The following is a 19,597-nucleotide window of genomic DNA, read 5'->3' as shown; positions in this document are numbered from 1 at the left end:
GGTTAGTTTTGTTTTTCAGACAGTTCACCATACTCTTAATCGCGTTACTACTGACCGGATGCACCAACTATGAATGGGGTTGGTATGTACTGGATCCAACCACAGAGCAAGGGGCAACCAACATTGCCTTTCTGGTCGCTGGCTTTAAAGACACTCTGACTATTTCCTTACTCAGTATGCTGCTTGCCATGCTGATTGGGTTATTTGTTGCTCTACCCGCCTTGTCTGACAACAAAGCTCTTCGCGCCCTTAACCGTATCTATGTTGAAATAATCCGTTCTATTCCTGTGCTGGTCCTTTTACTTTGGGTGTATTACGGTTTACCAACATTAATGGATATTTCATTGAATCATTTTTGGGCAGGGGTGATTGCTTTAACCATTGCAGAAAGTGCATTCATGGCAGAGGTATTTCGCGGTGGCATTCAGTCTATTTCACAAGGGCAGCATGAAGCAGCAGAATCCCTAGGGCTAAACTATTGGCAAAAGATGCGACTGGTTATTTTACCGCAAGCTCTACGTCGCATTTTGCCGCCACTGGGCAATCAGTTTGTTTATATTTTAAAGATGTCATCACTGGTGAGTGTGATAGGCCTTAGCGATCTCACTCGTCGTGCCAATGAATTGGTCGTAAACGAATACTTACCACTTGAAATTTATACCTTCCTCGTTTTGGAATATTTAGTTCTTATTCTTGTTGTTTCTCAATGCGTCCGCTTCATTGAGAAAAAACTCGCCTTACCGTCGCACTAGCCCTTTTTAAAGCCTTCCAAAGCCCACTCTACGTTCTTTTATGTAGGGTGAGCTATGCTTTAATCATTAAACATCCATTTTCTCTGATGGCTTTTCCGATACTAAGGTTAATTATTAACTTAATCTAATTCTTTCCATTTCAATAAGTAGGAGTACTTCATGTCAAATATGTCTCACTCCAATTTAGGTTCAACTCAGCCACCTTCTCTCGCTGACATGGTACTGCCTGATAATGTCCATTGTTTTCAAAAAGAGATCCCACATACTAGCACTCCTGTGATCCATGAAAGGTACGAAAGATTAGAGCAATTGCGCGATCGAGAGCGCCCATATACGCACTTTCGACACAGTGCCGACAAGTTATTTGAGCTAATCGCGGACGACATGGCTCCAAACTGGTCAAATCGTGAAGTGATCTTAGCCCCGATTTTTCGAGCAGGGTTGAGTCTACTTCCTGTGTTTATGGCTCGAATTGAACAGTCTCGATTGTGCTCCATTGGTGTAAAAAGAAACGAAGCTACCGCTCAGCCAGAGCCTTATTTATTCAAAGTACCCAGAGAATACGCTGCGGATGCAAAACTGATCATTTTAGAACCGATGATCGCCACAGCAGGCACCATGTGCTACAGCTTAAAGATGCTCCAACAACACGGTTTTGATTTAAAACAGGTAGAGATCGTATCCATCTTTGCGGCTTTAGAAGGCGTCCAGAAAGTACATGGGGCATACCCTGAAGTAACAATTAATGTCGAGGTTGTCGATCCTATTTTAGATGACCAAAAATACATTGTTCCCGGATGCGGTGACTTTGGGGATCGGTATTTCGGCACTTAATTCATTCAATGGAAGGAATGTGATATGAGTGAATATCAACGATCATCGCATGTTGTGTTAACCTCTCATGCGAATCAGACTTGCAATCAATCATTACCCATCGATTGGGGAGCGAAAAATGCTCTACAACGCGGCCCCGTGATTGCGACCATTTCCAGTAAAGAAAACAGAAATGCCATTGGATCTCACAGTGGCAGCTACACTGTCTATCGCGCTTTATCTATCGCATCGGGCTCTTTCCCACAAACTCACATTCCAGATCTCACGAACACAAGCCCTACGGTTCAATGCCAACCAAAAGAGTCGTGGTTGTCCCCTGACAAAATCATTTCTCTCGATCCATGGGGAGCCAGTGTTAATCATGTTTTCCATAATTACTTAAAAGAAGGGTATAACATTCAACCCACCATCGCCATTACTCAAGCACACTTAACCTTGCCAGAAATCTACGATGCCATGGAAAAAGGCCGCTTGAAACCCGATGGAAAAATCTTACAAGACAACAAAGACATTTTTGTTACCAAAGTAGCCATTGAGCCAGTGTGGTACTTACCGGGAATTTCCAAACGATTTGGCATTGATGAAGGTGAACTTAGAAACATTCTTTTCCAAGAAACCGGAGGCATGTTCCCAGAACTTGTCACTCGCCCTGATATTAAGATTTTACTGCCCCCAATAGGCAGTACCACCGCTTACATATTTGGCAATATGGAAGACCTCGCCAATCCAGATAAAGAGCTAACCTGCCGCGTTCACGACGAATGCAATGGCTCCGATGTCTTTGGCTCTGACATTTGTACCTGCCGACCCTACCTGATGCATGGCATAGAAGAAGCCGTTAGAACCGCTCAAAATGGCGGAGTTGGATTAATCGTATACTTTAGAAAAGAAGGCCGAGCTTTGGGGGAAGTAACCAAATTATTGGTTTATAACGCTCGAAAACGCCAAAAAGGCGGCGACAGTGCAGCAACCTACTTTCATCGAACCGAATGTGTTGCAGGCGTGCAAGACGCGAGATTTCAAGAGTTCATGCCTGATGTTTTACATTGGTTTGGTATTCAAAAAATCGATCATCTGGTTTCCATGAGCAACATGAAATACAACGCCATTGTTAAATCAGGTATCAAAGTGCTCCATCGCGTTTCCATTCCTGATGAGCTAATTCCAGCCGATGCTCAAGTTGAAATAGAAGCGAAAAAAGCCGCAGGATACTTCACAGATGATGAAGTGCTTGAAGGGGATGATCTCACCAACGTTAAAGGGCGGGATCTGGAATGACAATACACTCAGCCACCAACAAAGACATCGACTACTTACTGTCCCCGCAAGCGATTCGTGAGCGCGCTTACCGGCTTTATGCGCTCACACTCGAAGGAAAAGGGCATTTTACTGTTAATATCACCCAGCTCGATGCCGTATGTGACTACGTACTGGCCGTCATCGAGCAAAATTATCCTGACTTAAACATACCTTTTCACTCGCGCTGGGGGCATTTTCAAGTTGGTAACATTGATCGGTTAACACCACTCAACCAAGCACTAAGCCATCTATCCCCTATTGAAAAAGCACGCTCTAAAATTGACTTAGCAATCGTTTCTGTTTTATTAGATGCAGGAGCTGGCGAACAATGGACATTCTATGAAGACCGCAGCCAGCAGCATTTCTCTCGTTCCGAAGGGCTTGCCATTGCCAGCTTAGAGATGTTTTTAAACGGCGCTTTCTCATCTAACATTCACAATAAGTTCCAAGTTGATGCCCAAGCCCTTATCAAGGTAACAGAGCATCAATTAGAAGCAGGGTTTCAAGTGACAAACAATAATCCCTTAATTGGGGTTAGCGGCCGAGTTCACCTTCTTAAATCTTTAGGAAAGTGCTTACAGCAATCGCCTGTTTTTTCTGAACAAAGACCAGGAAACCTTTTAGATGCTTTGCTCTCAGCTCACGGAAACCACTTTAAAGCCGAACATATTCTACAAATACTACTCAAAGAACTCGGCCCCATTTGGCCAAGCCGCATCACATTAAACCAAACCAACTTGGGTGATGTATGGCACCATCCGCTGCTTGGCTCACCAGATACCATTAATTCTCTCATTCCATTCCATAAACTGTCTCAATGGCTCACCTATTCGCTCATTGAACCCATTACCGAGGCGGGGAACTCTGTCAGTGGTGTCGAATGCCTAACTGGCCTCGCCGAATACCGTAATGGCGGACTGTTATTAGATAAGGGATTACTCACACTCAAGGATGAAGCAATGCTCTCCACACCCCACCAGCCAAACAGCGCGTTAATTATTGAGTGGCGAGCATTAACCATTGTGTTACTCGATAAAATTGCAGAGCAGATTCGAGCTAAATTACACCGTAATGAAACTGAATTTCCATTAGCAAAAGTACTCGAAGGGGGGACGTGGTGGGCAGGAAGAAAAGCCGCACGAGAAAATAGGCCCAACGGAGAGCCACCCCTTATTTTAGCCAGTGACGGCACTGTTTTTTAATTCTATTTAAAAGGCAGACATAGGAGAGAAGAATAATGACGAAACTCACCATCATTGAGCATCCTATTTTACAACATAAGCTTACGATCCTTCGTAAAAAAGAAACGAAGTCCAGTGAGTTTAGAAGCTTACTTAATGAAATGAGCGGACTACTCGCTTATGAATGCACAAAAGACTTACCTGTCACCACCATCGATATCGAAACACCCTTAGAAAAAACCCAAGGAAAAGTAGTCAACGAAGAACCTATGGTGGTCTCCATTATGCGAGCAGGCAACGCCATGATAGATGGCATTTTAAACATCCTGCCCTTCGCTTCCGTCGGCCATATTGGCATTTACCGAGACAAATTTACTCAAAATACCGTGGAGTACTACTTTCGCCTACCCGATGAACCGACAGGTCGCTCAGTCATCCTAGCTGATCCACTATTAGCCACTGGTGATACCGCCATTGCCTGTTTAGACAGATTAAAACAGTACAATGTTGGAAGCATTAAAATGATCTGTGTGCTGGTTTCAAAAGAGGGAGTAAACAAGGTTCATCACTTCCATCCAGATGTTGAAATTATTACGATTTGCCAAGAACGCGCTTTCACCGACGATGGTTACTTACTTCCTGGTATTGGTGATGCCGGAGACCGACTCTACAAACTGCAAACCTAGAGACAAGAACAGTCTCAATAATAACAGCAGAAGCCTCTCCTCTTTATGTTGAAAGCCGACATTCAACATAAAGAGGAAAAAGTTAGCGTCAGTATTTTTTACACTTCCAAAGCCAGATAAAAAGGACTATTTGTGTCTAATATGTATTTTTCCAGACCTAAATGACTAATTTATTAGTACATTCGATGTCGAAGATAAAATGAAGCAGTTATCGCCACTTCATCCGTTTTTTACAGTTATGCCCAAAAAAACTGACACCTTCTGTACACTTTTCGTATCTAAAAATATAACTCTTTGATTAAAGGCTACATTTAATGCCGTAAGATTAGCTGATTAAATATCATACTCATGGCACCACTATTGCGTTATCTCAATTACCTTATAACAAAGCGGATAACACAATGTCTTCCCTCAACAACTCAGTGACAGCGTTATTGTTTACACCTGTCCTTCTATTAATGAGTGCCACAACTTCAGCCACACCTTTTGCACCAGGTCCACGAGATATTCCTTGTTTTGATCACAAAAGCCCTGGCTGTATGCTCCCCTCCCCTTCCAGTACCATGGGTAAAGAGTATTCTAATCATTACGATGTGAATGACACTCAACCAACCTCCACATTAGATCCAGAACAAAACCTACGCTGGGATGGTAGTGGTGGTAGAGTCGATACCTTCGACTACAGCGGTTCACGTATCGCCAATTACAGTGACAGCGAAGATCGAGAAGTGGATGGCCTTGCTAACAATCACGATCTCTTATTCGATGAAGTCACCAGCGATCTCGTTTGGCTATTATTCTCAACCGATGCTGATCGAAAAATTTACTACGAAGACCCAACATCAGGAGCAGGGCCAACAACAGGCGGAATTTGGGCAACGGGCCCTGAGATTGATATTGATGCCGACAAAGACATTGCTCTTGATGGTGTAGGAACACCCGTAACCAATGTAATGGATGTGGACGGCCTTGAAGTATGGGGCCCAGACCTTGCTGACGACGCCAATCGATATTCACTTGAATTTGACCCTGTCATCGATGCCGCTCTTGGTGGTCGTGTCGCCGTCTTTGATTATGATCCCACAACGGGCACCAGCTCTACCGCCTTTTCAGTATCGGAACTCGCCATGGCGATTGGTGGTTTATATGGCCTAAGCCCTACCGATTTAGGACTACTTGAAGATGAAATGGACCTTGATGCCATGATGACTCACGGCGAAAAAATCATGTGGAGTATTGATCCCCTAACCTTATCCCCCGCTGGACCCGGAGTCGCCTTTGATGGTGGTGAGATTTTTATTTGGGATAGAGCCATTGGCGGTGCCGCTAGCTTCTTAGTGCACGGCGGCCATACATGGGATACCGCTTTCGACATAATGGGTACGTTTGGCACTGAAACGGAAAACATTAACGCATTAGAAGCCGTTGCGGCCATTGTCCCTGAGCCTGAAAGCATCTTGTTACTTTTACTGGGCTTTGGCAGTTGCTGGCATTTTCGCAATAAACGCCTAAATACAAACCGTGAGGAAAGCATCTTATAAAAACGCAAAGACAAGGTTGCAAGTGATGTTTGAAAACTTCCAGAACTGTGCAGAAAGGACATCTTAATATCCGAATTCATATAGTGCATGGTTTTGCAAAGCCACTTGAAGTCACATTTCAGAAATAGATAAAAAATGAGTTAGAGAATTGACTCTAACTCATTCGATTCATATAAAGGAAAGTAACTTAAAGTTGATAGAAATAAGCCTAAACAACCAAGCTACTCAACAGATTTGACAGCCTCCAAAAGGATTTTGTTGAACTCATTAGGTTGCTCTAACATCGGAAAGTGCCCAGACTCCTCAATGTAGTAAATGCTGTAATCTTTAATATGTTTCTTGTTTTCTGCAGAGTTAGTCGGCCATAATCGGGCATTCACCAGTACAACTGGCACCTTGATACTCTCATATACACGATATGACTCACCACTGACATATTGGCCTAAATAATGGCGAAACTGGTTTATCGCGATAGCACTAGGGGCTGACGCCATGTCTTCTCTAACCCAATAGAGCAATTCTGCATCTACGTTTTTCGGTAATGAGTCTTTTACAAATGCCGCAATTCCACTTTGAAAATCGTCTTCAAAAGGCTTCGTCATTAAGTCAAGGTCATCTTGTGAGAACTTTAATGCCACATTTTGTGAAGTATCAACACCAATAATACTAATAACTTTGTTCGGCATTAACTTCGCAGCTTCTGCGATGACTCCGCCACCCATAGAGTGTCCAACCAAGATGGCAGAGTCTATACTTTCTTTCTCAATGACTGCTTTAATATCATTTGCAAAAGAGACCATGGTGTACTCTTCTCGATTGAATGACGAATTTCCATGACCAGCTAAATCAATAGTAATAACTTGGTATTCTTCTGAAAAATAACCGATTTGATTTTGCCAGAGCCTGCTATCCAGACTCCAACCGTGAATAAATATTAGTGATGTTTTACCACTCCCGTTAACGCTATATGCGATTTTTTCAGCATCATTCGATATAGCAATACCAAATTTAGATACTGGGTTATTCTCTAAAGCATTCGCGCTATTTAATGACATACATGCCAGGAATGTAACTGTCAGAATAAAACGTTTCATAATTTATCTTTACCTCTAATTGTCAAAGAAACCAGAGTGATAAGCAACTTCGCCTGTCGGAATATTGTTGGCTAGCGATAGAGCTAGGAAATACTCTGATGGAACGCCTGGAAATGTAAGGTTTGGCTGTGACTCAAAGCCAAATCGGCCATAATATTTTGGTTCGCCGAGTAACACTACACCCTCAATACTTTGTGTTTTAAGTTGTGATAACCCCTCACGAATAAGTGCACCACCGATACCTTCACCTTGACGCTCTGGCATCACTGATACAGGTCCTAAGCCACACCAAACAGACTCCTCGCCATTAATAAGAATCGGTGAAAAGGCAATATGACCAATGATGCCAGTTTGATCTTCACAAACTAGAGATAGTGATAATGCTTTTGCATCACGTAGTTTATTTACGATCAAGTGTTCTGTTGGTTTAGCACCTGGTTCATGGTGTGGATGGTTCTCAAACGCTCGATAAATAAGTGTTTCAATTTCTGTAATGTCTGAGTGATTTTCAGCTCTAATTTTCATGTTTTAACCTTTGTTTTCTAGTACAAATACTTGGTAACCATATTGACCTAAGTATTGTTCGTGTATCTACAGTCTCTTCTGTAGCCTTGGTCGATTTACCTTCCAAGCAGGATTGACATTCTTTAAGAGTTAGTATTCCTGCTTTCAGCTCTTGTAAAAGTTTGATTTGCTATAGATCTTTTTCTGAATAACTCCAAGAGCCATTGCTTTTTCTTTGGCCTGCAATTAATCCAAACTTCTCGTAATAAAGTAAGGTTGAACAGCTTAATCGCACCCGTTGGGCTAATTCAGAAATTCGATATATAAGAACTGTTCCTCTCAACTGATGTGCGCACTATAAACTGTAAAGTATTAGACAGGTCAACATGAATTTTAAGAGAAGTAGAATAATAATAGCGCATCAAGACTACGCCTATTTGAGTAGCTGAGGGCTGTAAGAAAATGTTGACCCTCAGCGATTTGACCACGACTTAAACAGACAAATTGAAACACACTTTGGTGCTGAACCTATTGAGGATAGGTTCAAGAATTGAATACTTTCTATCCTAGTTCTCCAATACTGACATAACTCCCCCCTCTTTATTTAAATAACAAGCGTGGTATGGTGATTTGTTGCAATTTTTTATAAATGGATATCACATGAATACTGAAATAAATGTTAGGTTAGCAAAACAAGAAGAAATTCAGTGGATAAATGAACAGTATGATTCGGTAGGTTTCAAGCACTCGGTCTTTGAACGTGAGTTAATTGCCATAGCTGAAGTTGCTGGTGTTAGAAAGGGACTTGGACGATTACAAAACATAAATGACCTGGATGCAGAATTAGGAGGGATTTATGTAAATGAAGAATGTAGGGGGTTAGGTTTAGCCTCAAAAATAGTAGATTTTCTCGTTGAGAATTCAGCCTCATATAACAAAGTGTATTGTTTGCCTTTTTCCCACTTGAATCAGTTTTATAGCAAATTTGGTTTTACAGATGCAGATAAAGGTGATGGCATACCAGAAACCGTTATTAATAAGCATAAGTGGTGCAACAAAACATATGACAATGAGACTTTGTTATTTGTTTTGAATAACAAAAAATAATATAACTCATAAAAGTAAGTGTCACGTAGCCTGCACTTATCCGAAGTGTAACCCCAGAATTTACTAATGTAAGTATCTGACAATAGAGCAAAAGATCTGACTCAGATTTCTCCAATTATGAGTTAGGCGATTAACTAACGACGGTACACTTTGGTTGCCTAACCGCGTATGTGTAAGATTGGAATAAACCAATCTTACAAACACCATCAGCCTTGAAGCCACGGTTGAACAAGGGATACTTTCTCTTTATCAAAGTTGATTTCTACTTCAACACCTAAAGGTAGCGTCAGCATTGGGTGGGTGTGGCAGCAATCAAAATCGTTCACTATTGGTAGCGCTTGGCCATTAAGCACTTCGAGCAAAATGTCAATTGGTCGTCGTTTTGTTCCCTGATCATCAAACAGTTCGTGTTTACCTAAGATAACCGCTGAGACGTTATCAAACACACCATTTATTTTTAAAAAAGAGAGCGATCTTTCCACCGTTGCGGCATTTAACAGGCTGTCTTCAATAAAAAGAATGTCGCCCTTTTTAATAACAGGCATGTATTCACTGCCCCAAATTCCGCCCATGGTATTTAGGTTACCGCCCACCACTCGGCCTTTAATTATTCCTTGTCCTAAAAACTCACACTTATTAGGGTAACCTTCTTTTGCCCTGTCTTGAATTTCCCAATCAATCCGCTCATCAGTCCAGAATTGAGGCAATTCATACTGATAAAGCCCCGAACAAGGCTTGCAGAGTAACTCATCAAATGAATCATAAGTGCCATCAACAAAAGGAGGAAGCTCTCCAAAAGAAGCCACTAACGCAGGGCCATAAAAAGTAACTAAACCTGTTTTAGAATAGATTCCGAGTAGCAGCGCTGTGACGTCTGAATAGCCTATGATGATCTTAGGATCACGCTTTAACGCTTCGTAATCAATATAAGGTAAGAGAGAATTACTGTTCATGCCACCAATAGTGGACATAATACAGCGAACATTCGGGTCCCGAATTAAGCTATTCAGTTCTTCAGCTCGCTCTTGAATCGAACCGGAACGGTAGCCATCCTGATTCCCGGTTAATTTACCTTCTTTTAATAGAAAGCCTTTATTTTTCAGAAACGTTTTTGCTCTTTCAAACCTTTTAGGAGCAAATACAGTAGCCGGAGATGATGGCGAAAAGAAACCAATGGTATCTCCTTTTTTTAACCCTTTTGGCACGATCATGCGTATATTCCCTCTTTTCATATCTATACTATTATTTTGCTATGACTTAATTCAAAAAATCCAGAAAATAATCAGACACTTTTCTCTAGTTGGTATATTTTTTTATGAGAAATAAATAAAACTTAAATATAAAAAGAAGGCAGCAATGAGCAAAAGAACAATAACACTCAATTGCGATATGGGAGAAAGTTTTGGTAACTGGAAAATGGGTGATGATGAAGCCGTTATGCCTTGGGTTGATATGGCCAATATTGCGTGTGGGTTTCATGCTTCAGATCCCGATGTCATGGCAAAAACAATTGCCTTAGCTCAAACACACAACGTTCGTATTGGGGCTCATCCGGGCTATCAAGATCTTTCAGGGTTTGGCCGTCGTTCAATTCCCCATACCGCAGAACAATTAACCCACCTAGTTAGCTACCAAATTGGCGCTTTGCAGGCACTTGCCAGTCTCTATAAGGCTAAAGTTGAATATATTAAACCTCATGGTGCGTTGTATAACGACATGATGAGTAACCCAATGATTTTAGAATCAATGATAAAAACGGCGGCGAAACTTAAGCTTCCCCTTATGTTACTTGCTAGAGTCAATAACCAGATTGAACAAGCATTAGCAGAACAATATCAAGCAGAATTGCTGTTTGAAGCGTTCGCCGATCGCGCTTACACCGATGATGGCGCGTTAATGCCCCGCCAGCAACCCAATGCTGTCTTACATGATCCCAGCGCAATTCAAACGCAGGTATTACAACTGGCTAATCACGGAACGATTACAACACCATCAGGAAAAACGCTGCATTTACAAGCAGACACAATTTGTGTTCATGGCGACAACCCTGACTCTATTGCAATGGTAAAGCACCTTGCTAAGGCCTTGAAAGAATGATTTTTCCAAAGATAAAACCTGTCTCTGAAACCAATCTTATTATTTATTTTGATCAAGAAATAGAAGTTGAAACCGTCCCCATCATTGGGGCTATATGCGACAAAATCCGAACCGATATTGGTGAGTCTATTGTTGAGGTTATTCCATCTTACACGTCAATTTTGGTTCAATATAACCCCTTCATCATCAGCTACAACCAACTTATCGCCTCACTGACACACATTTTGGCTGCCATTGAAAGTTATGGCATTGAAGCCAAAGGTAAATACATTGATCTCCCGATTTATTATGACTTCAAAACAGGCCCAGATCTTGAACGTGTTGCCAGCTTAAATAACCTCTCCATCAGTGAAGTTATTGAGCGCCATGTAGATCAAGAATACTTAGTATGTGCGGTTGGGTTTGCCCCCGGTTTTGCTTTTTTAGCCAAGGTCGACGAGCACATTGCCACCCCGCGCCATACCACACCAAGAGAACTTGTTCCTGCGGGCAGTGTGGGTATTGCCGATCAACAAACCGCCGTTTACCCCAATGATTCTCCCGGAGGCTGGAACATTATTGGTAATTGCCCTATTCCTCTTTACCAACCAGACCAAGATCCTATTACGCCTTTCGAAGTTGGGGATTCCGTTCGTTTCTACCCCATCACCAAAACAGAATTCATCAATCTTGGAGGTAAACTATGGCAAGATTAGAAGTCATCCGTCCGGGGAATTTAACACTGCTGCATGATTTTGGGCGTTACGGCTTAGCTCATTTAGGGCTTAGCCAAGGCGGACCACTTGATGACTTTTCTTTTTGTTGGGCTAATCAACTGCTTCGTAACGAAATGAACTGCCCAGTGCTAGAAATTACTCTAGGTCAAGCCGAGTTCCATGTTCATGATCACTGTATGATGGCCATTACTGGCGGTGATTTAGGTGCAACCCTAGATGGTGAGCCCGTGAAAAACTGGTCATGCTTTCCAGTTCAAAAAGGGCAAACCCTCAAATTTGGTTTACCTAAAAATGGATTGCGCGCCTATTTAGCCGTAAAGCATGGTTTCGAAGCACCAGAGCATTTTGGCAGTGTTTCTACCGTCACACGAAACAAACTCGGCGGATTAAATCAGGATGGGCAACCACTGCAAGCAGGAGACGAACTGCACTTCTCCGACTTTCAACGCTTAAGAAAACCGCGATATCTTACATTCCGATACACGCCTGATTATAATTTACCGCTCACATTGCGTGTTATTGAATCTTATCAGCATAATTTCTTCGATAAAGCCGCCCAAGCTCTGTTTTATTCCAGTGAGTTTACGGTCAGCCAGCTGTGTGATCGCATGGGCTATCGTATGGAAGGGCCAAAAATTGATTGTGAGAAAAAAGGCATCGTGTCCGAAGGAATAGCTTTAGGTTCGATACAAGTCCCTCCTGATGGCCAACCAATCATCTTGCTCAATGATCGGCAAACCTTGGGGGGATACCCTAAATTCGGTTGTATCGCCCGCATTGATTTGCCTCGGTTAGCTCAAGCAAAACCAGGCCAAAAAGTCAGATTTGTTCAAGGAGATTTAGCAGGACTGCAAGACGTATGGTGCCAATGGGCCAAATTTTTTGGTTTTTAAACCCATGTGTTTTGCACTTAAAATTGGTTGCTGCGATGATGCCAAAATAATGAAAAAACACAGCCTAGGGTGAGTACTTACGAGCACTCACTCTTATAACTAAATCAAACACTAACTATCTGTACTGATACGTAAGTCTTGATTTTTAAGGTACAAATGCGCTTCGTTTCGATCAATGAGTACGATAGCGGATAATGGATTCACAGACAGAATCTCCCCTTTGTTGTATGGAATTGGCAAATCCCATGGGTGGTTCTGATACAAACCCTCTTGATCAAACTGGATGAGTACTTCCATACTAACCTCCAAAATCACGCTAAACACCCACTAATTTTAGACCTAAATGACAGTTTTATTAAAAATATTTCCGGTCATTAACTGCTAACTTTCATGTCATTCATGCATAAAAAATCACCTATTTACTACTTCTAAACTCGGACTTACATTATCAATATCCGTTAGATTAGCTTCTTACGAATATAAACTGCCTGATTTGTACTCGCACAACATCTATAAAATACTTGCGTGCGCCATAGATACTGTCTGCTATCCAAACCTGTTTTGCACATTATTCAAAACTAAGACTATTTTCCCGACAAAACTCAAAACAAAAACTCACGGCCGTTAACGAAAACTTCCCTTATTTCATCACCGTTTCATCAACTTTTTTGAATGAGTTAACCAAAAAAGCGTGATTGTTCCTACACCTAAATCCGTTAAAATCTAATAAAACAAATAATTAGAGAACCTTGCTATGTACCATGCTCACGTATATTTTTCCCATCACCAACAACAATTAGCCGAAGATATTCGCCAAAAACTGCTTCAATCTGATTTTACTGAGATGAAAACTTACCCTTTAGTCACCAAAAACGTTGGCCCACATACAAAGCCCATGCTGGAAATTAATTTCAAGAATAACGATGAAGGCTTCATTGAATGGCTGGATCAACATCGAAATGGGTTATCTGTTCTTATTCATCCACTAACAGGAAACGAAATAGCAGACCACTCCACTGAAGCTTTATGGCTAGGGGAAAAGTTAGACCTTAATTTCGCAGTATTAGGCTGTACGACTTAATTAACTTCTAACTTCTAACTTCTAGGCTATCAAAGACGCCAATTTCCACTTTATTGGCGTCTTTACGCTTATATCTTCGCCACATGCATAATATGCATATCCTTCTTTCCTATTCTTCATTTGTTTCATATTCCCACTTTCTTTAGTATGCGCCCTCACTTTTACCCCTAGGACACCATCCTAGTTATGTAATCAAAACGAGTTTGGGATAAACGATGTTTTCACAATCACTTTTTGCACAGCTACTGCGTATGCTAATACTGCTGATCATCACTCTTATTGGTGTGCATCATTACCCACCTTTACTCAATGCGTTGGCCCAGCATGCAACAAGCGGCGGCTGTCACCAACAAAACACCATTCACCATGACCATACCGAGAATCACCCATGAGCATTTTCCGTTTTCCACTTTTAGTTTGGATGGGCATAGGGACGTTAATTATTAGCCTAGGGATCAGGCAATCATTTGGCATATTCATGATGCCGATTTCAGATACCTTTAATACAGGACGAGAGTTCTTTAGTTTTGCCATTGCACTACAAAATTTACTATTTGGCGTATTTCAACCCTTTGTTGGCATGGCTGCCGATCGCTGGGGTTCACGGCCAATTATCAGCATTGGTGCCATTTCTTACGCAGCGGGATTATATTTAACCTCAATCAGCACAGAATCGGGCATGCTTCTTATAACATTAGGCGCACTCATAGGGCTTGGGCTAAGTGCCACCAGCTATGTCATTATTCTTGGTGCTGTTTCTCGGGTTGTGCCTGCTGAACATACAGCTAAAGCATTTGGGTTAACCACGGCTGCAGGTTCATTCGGCATGTTTGCGGTGATCCCAGGGGCGCAGTCGCTTTTAACTCATTCAGACTGGCAAACCGCCATGCAAGTATTTGCGCTGTTGTGTAGCATCATCATCGCCTTTTCATTTTTTATGAAAGCGGCTCCAAAACCAGCAGAAGGTAAAAACGATCAGACCAGCCCTGCATCAAGTGAGAATTCACAAACACTGAAACAAGCATTAAAAGAGGCGTTCAACCATCGAGGTTATTGGCTCATTCATGCGGGCTTTTTTGTCTGTGGGTTCCATGTCATGTTCATCGCGACACACTTACCAAGTTATCTAGCTGACAAAGGTCTACCCGGCACAACTGCCGCCTTAGCACTGGCCTACGTCGGTATTTTTAATATTTTTGGTTCTTACTTCTGGGGCGTAATGGGCGATAAATTCGATAAACGTTATGTCATGACCTCGCTGTATGTCATGCGCTCTATTGTCATTGCCGCCTTTGTCCTATTCCCACTCAATGTTGAAACGGCCAGCATCTTTGGGGCTGCCATTGGTTTTTGTTGGCTCGGAACGGTTCCTCTTACCTCAGGGTTAGTACGTCAAATTTTCGGTGCTCGCTACTTATCCACTTTATATGGTTTGGTGTTTTTCACTCACCAAGTCGGTAGCTTTTTAGGCGCTTGGGTTGGAGGGCGCATCTACGATTATTATGGATCTTATGATCCTATCTGGTGGGCCACGGTAGTACTCGCTTTATGCGCTGCTCTGCTTCACCTACCAATTAATGCACAGCCAGTTAAACGTCTGGCATTCGCTTCTCAACACTAATGATTGGCTTGCCTTAAATTAAAGGAATTTAAGGCAAGCTTTCAGTCATAAAATGGCCATTCACTCTGAACTCATCTATATTTATTTACTTAACTGGCTAAGTTATAAGGAAAATATTGATGAATCAAAAATGGGCTCTTGTGGTTTGTTGGTTATTAGCTTTTGGTTTGTCGCTATTTCATTTATACAACCAATACCAAAGCTACCAAAACGAAGTGGCACTTCAGCACCGTATCGCGGCTCAAACAGCCACCTCAGCGCTTGAACGCGCCAATGGCATTATAAAAATGCAGCTGCAAGCGTTTGAAACTTCGGCCATTTTCGTTGCTCGATTACTGACAAGAAACCCTCAATTTCTTCATAATCAATCCACTAATGAAGATTATGACAAAAACGAGCTGGATAAAATTCTCAATTTAGCCAACGGAAGAATTGCCTTTATTACTGAGCCTGATGGCACAATTGTTTACCACGACACTTTGTTCGAACGCTATATTGAAAATAAAAAGGTAAACCTAGATTTTCTATTTAAAAGAGCGCCTGATCATGATTTCCCTAGAGTATTTTGGCATCATGGAGACTTAGGTCCGTCACTTTTATCTAAAACTGAATTCCAAGAAGACTCAGGGAAAAAGTATTACCTCGTCATGGATTTCCCTCTCCAATTAACCAAACACATTTTGGCTGACTCCAACTCGAAAATTTACCTTTTAAATAAATATAATACGGGCTTTCGTGTCGGCAACTTAGAGCCAGTTCAATTTACGTTTGAAAACGACGAAACACAGGCTGACATTACAGATAAGGAACGCTTACAAGCCTTCGGTATTGTACCGGAACAAACCATAAAACTGATTCAACATAATAAATATGGGCTTGAGTTTTATAGCTTAGATTCTGAAGAAAATAAAAACCTTACTCTCGTCAGCAAAAGGAAAGTCGCTAACGGTGGCTGGCAGCTACTGGTTTTTTCTAATCGACTCTCTGTATTTTCAAAATTAAAACAAGATCTGTTACATGGCATCTATAAAATCAGCTTAACCTTACTTATTTTCTTCTTGTTTGATCGCTTTATTCGCTATCACTACAACTTAAAAACCTTTGCTTATATTGATCCTTTAACAAAGCTGTACAACCGGAATCATTTTTACAAATCCATTGAAGGATTAGAACAGTTGCACGAACGAGAGAAAGTCAGCAACATTGGCCTATTGGCTCTCGATATTGATCACTTCAAACACGTTAACGACCATTTCGGCCACCTAATCGGAGATCAGGTCTTGGAAGAAGTGGCAAAAATCATCAGAGACAGCTGCCGAAAAAGCGAACTGATATATCGATTTGGCGGGGAAGAATTTCAGGTATTTTGCCTAGGTGAGCAAACCGAATCTTTACAAATTCTTGCCGAACGAATTAGAGAAAACGTAGAACACAGTAAAAAGCTCCGTCGCTTTGTCCCTAAGGGGCTCACGGTGTCTATTGGAATCGCCGTGCGAGTGAAAGGGGAAAACTACGATCAATTCCTCAATAGAGCCGACGAACGGCTCTACCAAGCAAAAGATAACGGGCGTAATCAAGTCATCTTTGAATAGCCCAAATGATATTGAGGGTGGCTAACGCTTACGCCATACTGTCATTTCTGAAATGGTATGCTGGAATTTGCGCTTTGTTTCTCGAATAACAAACGGAATTTCTTTCACAGCCACCAATTCAAAGTGACCGATGAGCGTTTCGGTTAAGCCATCCAATGTCGTGAAATTTTCACCATTGACTTTAATGCCACCCACCCACTTTTCTTTATCGGTATACGTTTCTAACCAAGTATACGGTGACACAATAACCAAATAGCCACCATGGTTGATTCGTTCATGAATCGAGCTTAAAAACAAACCAGGATCCACTAACCGATCAATTAAATTAGCCGCATACACTAAATCATACCCCGAAAATTGAGGTTTGAGGTTGCAAGCATCCCCTTGAGAAAAATCAATCTTAGAAGCGCAATGCTGATAGCCAAATTGCTGCAATGACACGCTCTTAAATTCAACTAACTCACCTTCAGTGCAAATTGTATAACGTTTTTCGCCCTGCTCTGACAATGCATAAGCTTGTTGAATAAAACGAGCAGAAAAATCAATGGCATCCACATGCTCAAAATACTGTGCTAATTCAAAGCTTGCCCGACCAACGGAACAGCCAATATCTAATGCTTTACCGTATCGATGTAATTGAATGTCTTGTAAGCATTGATTCACCGCATTGACGCAAAAGTTAGGTACAGAGAAATACTCTGCGCCGTAATGGAACTCTAAATACTGAGAAATGAGTTCGTCCGTTTCATACACGTTTATTTTTACATCCGTATCTGGTAATTGTTCTGATTCCACATAACGAAAACCAGCATGCTGATAAAAATGTCGTCGGAATGCATACCGAGAAGAGGTAACAACTTCATTCCCTGTCGATATCCAAGAGCCGCCTTTCATCAAATTATGTTTGCCATCAAAAGTCGGGGTAGAAAAATCATCATACAGAGGGTGAACTTCAAAATTATCAAAGCCATCGATTGGGGTTTCAGTCCACTGCCATACGTTACCAACAATGTCATAAAAGCCATTATGCTCAAATCGATTTACAGGACATGAAGAGGCAAAGTACTCTAACTGAACATTACCGGGCACTTCAGGCCACAATGGGGCGTGTTCTGGTATATTTTCCCTTAAAATCATCCACTCAGCTTCCGTTAACAACCGGATAGGCGCATTTAGCTTTTGCTTTTTCCAATTACAAAACGCCTTTGCTTCTAACTGATTCACCTCGACAGGCCAGTTCATTGGCAGAGGGATTTCCTCTGTTAAGTTACGCTGTAACCACTCTCCCTCACGATAACACCAGAATCTAGGAGCCGACGCCCCCGAAAAGGCCAACCATGCCCTTCCCTCACTGCACCAAAATTCAGGCTTACAGTAGCCTTCTTCTTTTACAAACGCCATGTATTCTTGGTTGGATACTAAAAACTTCGACGCCTTAAAATCTTCAACTTCTGTTAAACGAGAACCATATTCATTGTCCCAACCATAAGTCGCGTCTGACGCTTGTTTTCCAAGCGTTATCGATTTTCCTATGACAGGAAGCAGTTCATTCGGTTGTGCTTCACAGCTTTCTTTACAGGCACTCCAACTGGCACTTGGGGTTATATCCGTCAGTGGAAGCTGACGTATGATCACCGATGAAGTTTCTAAATGAATTCTTTCATGCTCAATTCCCATTAAAATAACCCAAGCCGGGCTTGATTGAGTAATCGGCAGCTCCAGTGGCATTTTTTCTATGAATTCATTTACACACGCTTTAACCTGGGTTCGATATTCACGTGTTTGAGTCACTGTTGGCCATTGATAGTGGCTGTCATCAATATCGTCCCACGACATTTCATCAACACCGATAGCAAACATAGATTCAAAATGGCTATTGATGCGTGTTTCTATGTATTTACCAAGTTTTAATTTATTTACATAAAAGCAAGCCGTATGACCGAAATAGAAAATCAGTGGATGTCTTAAAGGCTCTGCTTTTTTAAAATACGCGGCATCGTTATTAATTAAATCGAATAGGGACTCATAAAGCTCCCATGTCTGGTTAAAGTAATGTATTAATTCCGCTCTCTTTTTTTCAGCATTATCTCCTGTTAATAGAATTGTTTGTATATTTTTAACCAAGCCTTCACTCATTCCCTTCCCCTTTTTGTACTCACTGCACGTCGTATTTCGAATTTTTATAAACCTAGTTCATATTGTGCAATTGGTACAATTAGCAACGATATTCTTAACTCTGCTATGCTAAAAACAGGCAATAAATAGAGGAGCAAACGATGACCAGCTGGATAAATGTGATCTCCGCCAATGAACTTCCCGAAGGTGAATACACCACCCTTGAATTACCAGATACTGAGCTGCTTATTATCAAAAGCGAAGGGGATGTCTACGCCGTAGAAAATTTATGCAGTCACCAAAGCTTTGAGTTGGCAGGCGGTGAAATAGAAAATAGCGAAATCACGTGCCCTTTACACGAGGCTCGCTTTTGTTTAAAGACAGGAAAAGCATTATGTGAGCCTGCCGAAGAGAAAATTAAAACCTATCCCGTTCGTATTCATGAACAAATAATTCAAGTGTTCAACAGGCCGATCGAATAGTC

General features: G+C 41.6%; 20 protein-coding genes and 1 pseudogene. 15 read left to right on the top strand and 6 right to left on the bottom strand.

Annotated features, from left to right (window positions below):
- Window positions 1–8: 8 nt before the first annotated feature.
- The 6 genes from MHO82_RS01305 (at window position 9) to MHO82_RS01280 (ending at window position 6,293) form a co-directional block, all read left to right on the top strand.
- A complete protein-coding gene (locus MHO82_RS01305) occupies window positions 9–752 on the top strand; it encodes an amino acid ABC transporter permease (RefSeq protein ID WP_239182043.1) in 744 nt (247 codons plus the stop codon).
- A 159-nt stretch (window positions 753–911) separates the two neighbouring features.
- The gene (gene upp / locus MHO82_RS01300; RefSeq protein ID WP_239182042.1) at window positions 912–1,586 is read left to right on the top strand and encodes a uracil phosphoribosyltransferase; all 675 of its coding nucleotides are present in this window, start codon (window positions 912–914) and stop codon (window positions 1,584–1,586) included.
- Between the two features lie 24 nt (window positions 1,587–1,610).
- Window positions 1,611–2,864 (top strand): GTP cyclohydrolase II, encoded by a 1,254-nt coding sequence (locus tag MHO82_RS01295; protein ID WP_239182041.1) that lies wholly within the window; start codon window positions 1,611–1,613, stop codon window positions 2,862–2,864.
- The gene (locus MHO82_RS01290) at window positions 2,861–4,087 is read left to right on the top strand and encodes a URC4/urg3 family protein (RefSeq protein WP_239182040.1); all 1,227 of its coding nucleotides are present in this window, start codon (window positions 2,861–2,863) and stop codon (window positions 4,085–4,087) included. The genes MHO82_RS01295 and MHO82_RS01290 overlap by 4 nt, the downstream gene beginning before the upstream one ends.
- 35 nt (window positions 4,088–4,122) lie before the next feature.
- Complete coding sequence (gene upp / locus MHO82_RS01285) at window positions 4,123–4,752, top strand: uracil phosphoribosyltransferase (protein WP_239182039.1); 630 nt, start codon at window positions 4,123–4,125, stop codon at window positions 4,750–4,752.
- A gap of 401 nt (window positions 4,753–5,153) precedes the next feature.
- Window positions 5,154–6,293 (top strand): PEP-CTERM sorting domain-containing protein, encoded by a 1,140-nt coding sequence (locus MHO82_RS01280; RefSeq protein WP_239182038.1) that lies wholly within the window; start codon window positions 5,154–5,156, stop codon window positions 6,291–6,293.
- Window positions 6,294–6,514: 221 nt separating this feature from the next.
- Here the strand turns inward: MHO82_RS01280 and MHO82_RS01275 are convergent, their stop codons facing one another.
- From MHO82_RS01275 to MHO82_RS01265, 3 genes and pseudogenes are all read right to left on the bottom strand, one after another.
- A complete protein-coding gene (locus tag MHO82_RS01275) occupies window positions 6,515–7,387 on the bottom strand; it encodes an alpha/beta hydrolase (protein WP_239182037.1) in 873 nt (290 codons plus the stop codon).
- A gap of 15 nt (window positions 7,388–7,402) precedes the next feature.
- The gene (locus MHO82_RS01270) at window positions 7,403–7,912 is read right to left on the bottom strand and encodes an N-acetyltransferase (protein ID WP_239182036.1); all 510 of its coding nucleotides are present in this window, start codon (window positions 7,910–7,912) and stop codon (window positions 7,403–7,405) included.
- A gap of 94 nt (window positions 7,913–8,006) precedes the next feature.
- Window positions 8,007–8,216, bottom strand: a pseudogene (locus MHO82_RS01265) (MerR family transcriptional regulator); the annotation flags it as partial.
- 335 nt (window positions 8,217–8,551) lie between these two features.
- Between MHO82_RS01265 and MHO82_RS01260 the strand changes: the two are divergent.
- Window positions 8,552–8,998 carry a GNAT family N-acetyltransferase gene (locus MHO82_RS01260; RefSeq protein ID WP_239182035.1) on the top strand — a complete coding sequence of 149 codons (447 nt, stop codon included), beginning with the start codon at window positions 8,552–8,554 and terminating at the stop codon, window positions 8,996–8,998.
- A 206-nt stretch (window positions 8,999–9,204) separates the two neighbouring features.
- On the opposite strand, the gene MHO82_RS01255 is transcribed toward MHO82_RS01260, so the two are convergent.
- Entirely contained in the window at window positions 9,205–10,209 is a 1,005-nt protein-coding gene (locus tag MHO82_RS01255; protein WP_239182034.1) for a S66 peptidase family protein, read from the bottom strand.
- Window positions 10,210–10,354: 145 nt separating this feature from the next.
- Here MHO82_RS01255 and MHO82_RS01250 point away from each other — a divergent pair, with 145 nt between their 5' ends.
- Genes MHO82_RS01250 through MHO82_RS01240 form a run of 3 tightly spaced genes read left to right on the top strand, consistent with a single transcriptional unit; the run spans window position 10,355 to window position 12,704 of the window.
- Complete coding sequence (locus MHO82_RS01250) at window positions 10,355–11,095, top strand: 5-oxoprolinase subunit PxpA (protein ID WP_239182033.1); 741 nt, start codon at window positions 10,355–10,357, stop codon at window positions 11,093–11,095.
- Window positions 11,092–11,790, top strand: coding sequence for a 5-oxoprolinase subunit PxpB (pxpB, locus tag MHO82_RS01245; RefSeq protein WP_239182032.1), 699 nt, complete (start codon window positions 11,092–11,094; stop codon window positions 11,788–11,790). Before MHO82_RS01250 ends, pxpB begins: the two co-directional genes overlap by 4 nt.
- Window positions 11,778–12,704, top strand: coding sequence for a biotin-dependent carboxyltransferase family protein (locus MHO82_RS01240; RefSeq protein WP_239182031.1), 927 nt, complete (start codon window positions 11,778–11,780; stop codon window positions 12,702–12,704). Before pxpB ends, MHO82_RS01240 begins: the two co-directional genes overlap by 13 nt.
- A gap of 111 nt (window positions 12,705–12,815) precedes the next feature.
- Here MHO82_RS01240 and MHO82_RS01235 read toward each other — a convergent pair whose 3' ends face one another.
- Window positions 12,816–13,001, bottom strand: coding sequence for a hypothetical protein (locus tag MHO82_RS01235; RefSeq protein ID WP_239182030.1), 186 nt, complete (start codon window positions 12,999–13,001; stop codon window positions 12,816–12,818).
- A gap of 457 nt (window positions 13,002–13,458) precedes the next feature.
- Between MHO82_RS01235 and MHO82_RS01230 the strand changes: the two genes are divergently transcribed.
- The 4 genes from MHO82_RS01230 (at window position 13,459) to MHO82_RS01215 (ending at window position 16,998) form a co-directional block, all read left to right on the top strand.
- The gene (locus MHO82_RS01230; RefSeq protein WP_239182029.1) at window positions 13,459–13,785 is read left to right on the top strand and encodes a DOPA 4,5-dioxygenase family protein; all 327 of its coding nucleotides are present in this window, start codon (window positions 13,459–13,461) and stop codon (window positions 13,783–13,785) included.
- Window positions 13,786–14,000: 215 nt separating this feature from the next.
- Window positions 14,001–14,177 carry a hypothetical protein gene (locus tag MHO82_RS01225; protein ID WP_239182028.1) on the top strand — a complete coding sequence of 59 codons (177 nt, stop codon included), beginning with the start codon at window positions 14,001–14,003 and terminating at the stop codon, window positions 14,175–14,177.
- On the top strand, window positions 14,174–15,406 hold the full coding sequence (locus MHO82_RS01220; RefSeq protein WP_239182027.1) for an MFS transporter: 1,233 nt from the start codon (window positions 14,174–14,176) through the stop codon (window positions 15,404–15,406). Before MHO82_RS01225 ends, MHO82_RS01220 begins: the two co-directional genes overlap by 4 nt.
- Window positions 15,407–15,525: 119 nt before the next feature.
- Window positions 15,526–16,998, top strand: a complete 1,473-nt coding sequence (locus MHO82_RS01215; RefSeq protein WP_239182026.1) for a sensor domain-containing diguanylate cyclase — start codon at window positions 15,526–15,528, stop codon at window positions 16,996–16,998.
- A gap of 21 nt (window positions 16,999–17,019) precedes the next feature.
- Here the strand turns inward: MHO82_RS01215 and ovoA are convergent, their stop codons facing one another.
- Window positions 17,020–19,134 (bottom strand): 5-histidylcysteine sulfoxide synthase, encoded by a 2,115-nt coding sequence (gene ovoA, locus MHO82_RS01210; RefSeq protein WP_239182025.1) that lies wholly within the window; start codon window positions 19,132–19,134, stop codon window positions 17,020–17,022.
- A 140-nt stretch (window positions 19,135–19,274) separates the two neighbouring features.
- Here ovoA and MHO82_RS01205 point away from each other — a divergent pair, with 140 nt between their 5' ends.
- Window positions 19,275–19,595, top strand: coding sequence for a non-heme iron oxygenase ferredoxin subunit (locus tag MHO82_RS01205; RefSeq protein ID WP_239182024.1), 321 nt, complete (start codon window positions 19,275–19,277; stop codon window positions 19,593–19,595).
- Window positions 19,596–19,597 lie beyond the last annotated feature (2 nt).

It is taken from the genome of Vibrio sp. Of7-15 (assembly GCF_022347565.1).
GTDB lineage: Bacteria > Pseudomonadota > Gammaproteobacteria > Enterobacterales > Vibrionaceae > NORP241.
This window is presented reverse-complemented; position numbering and strand designations above follow the sequence as displayed.

Coding starts and splice junctions, on each gene's coding strand:
- upp (WP_239182042.1), top strand. CDS start 912: ATGTCAAATATGTCTCACTCCAATTTAGGTTCAACTCAGCCACCTTCT.
- MHO82_RS01295 (WP_239182041.1), top strand. CDS start 1,611: ATGAGTGAATATCAACGATCATCGCATGTTGTGTTAACCTCTCATGCG.
- MHO82_RS01290 (WP_239182040.1), top strand. CDS start 2,861: ATGACAATACACTCAGCCACCAACAAAGACATCGACTACTTACTGTCC.
- upp (WP_239182039.1), top strand. CDS start 4,123: ATGACGAAACTCACCATCATTGAGCATCCTATTTTACAACATAAGCTT.
- MHO82_RS01280 (WP_239182038.1), top strand. CDS start 5,154: ATGTCTTCCCTCAACAACTCAGTGACAGCGTTATTGTTTACACCTGTC.
- MHO82_RS01275 (WP_239182037.1), bottom strand. CDS start 7,387: ATGAAACGTTTTATTCTGACAGTTACATTCCTGGCATGTATGTCATTA.
- MHO82_RS01270 (WP_239182036.1), bottom strand. CDS start 7,912: ATGAAAATTAGAGCTGAAAATCACTCAGACATTACAGAAATTGAAACA.
- MHO82_RS01260 (WP_239182035.1), top strand. CDS start 8,552: ATGAATACTGAAATAAATGTTAGGTTAGCAAAACAAGAAGAAATTCAG.
- MHO82_RS01255 (WP_239182034.1), bottom strand. CDS start 10,209: ATGATCGTGCCAAAAGGGTTAAAAAAAGGAGATACCATTGGTTTCTTT.
- MHO82_RS01250 (WP_239182033.1), top strand. CDS start 10,355: ATGAGCAAAAGAACAATAACACTCAATTGCGATATGGGAGAAAGTTTT.
- pxpB (WP_239182032.1), top strand. CDS start 11,092: ATGATTTTTCCAAAGATAAAACCTGTCTCTGAAACCAATCTTATTATT.
- MHO82_RS01240 (WP_239182031.1), top strand. CDS start 11,778: ATGGCAAGATTAGAAGTCATCCGTCCGGGGAATTTAACACTGCTGCAT.
- MHO82_RS01235 (WP_239182030.1), bottom strand. CDS start 13,001: ATGGAAGTACTCATCCAGTTTGATCAAGAGGGTTTGTATCAGAACCAC.
- MHO82_RS01230 (WP_239182029.1), top strand. CDS start 13,459: ATGTACCATGCTCACGTATATTTTTCCCATCACCAACAACAATTAGCC.
- MHO82_RS01225 (WP_239182028.1), top strand. CDS start 14,001: ATGTTTTCACAATCACTTTTTGCACAGCTACTGCGTATGCTAATACTG.
- MHO82_RS01220 (WP_239182027.1), top strand. CDS start 14,174: ATGAGCATTTTCCGTTTTCCACTTTTAGTTTGGATGGGCATAGGGACG.
- MHO82_RS01215 (WP_239182026.1), top strand. CDS start 15,526: ATGAATCAAAAATGGGCTCTTGTGGTTTGTTGGTTATTAGCTTTTGGT.
- ovoA (WP_239182025.1), bottom strand. CDS start 19,134: ATGAGTGAAGGCTTGGTTAAAAATATACAAACAATTCTATTAACAGGA.
- MHO82_RS01205 (WP_239182024.1), top strand. CDS start 19,275: ATGACCAGCTGGATAAATGTGATCTCCGCCAATGAACTTCCCGAAGGT.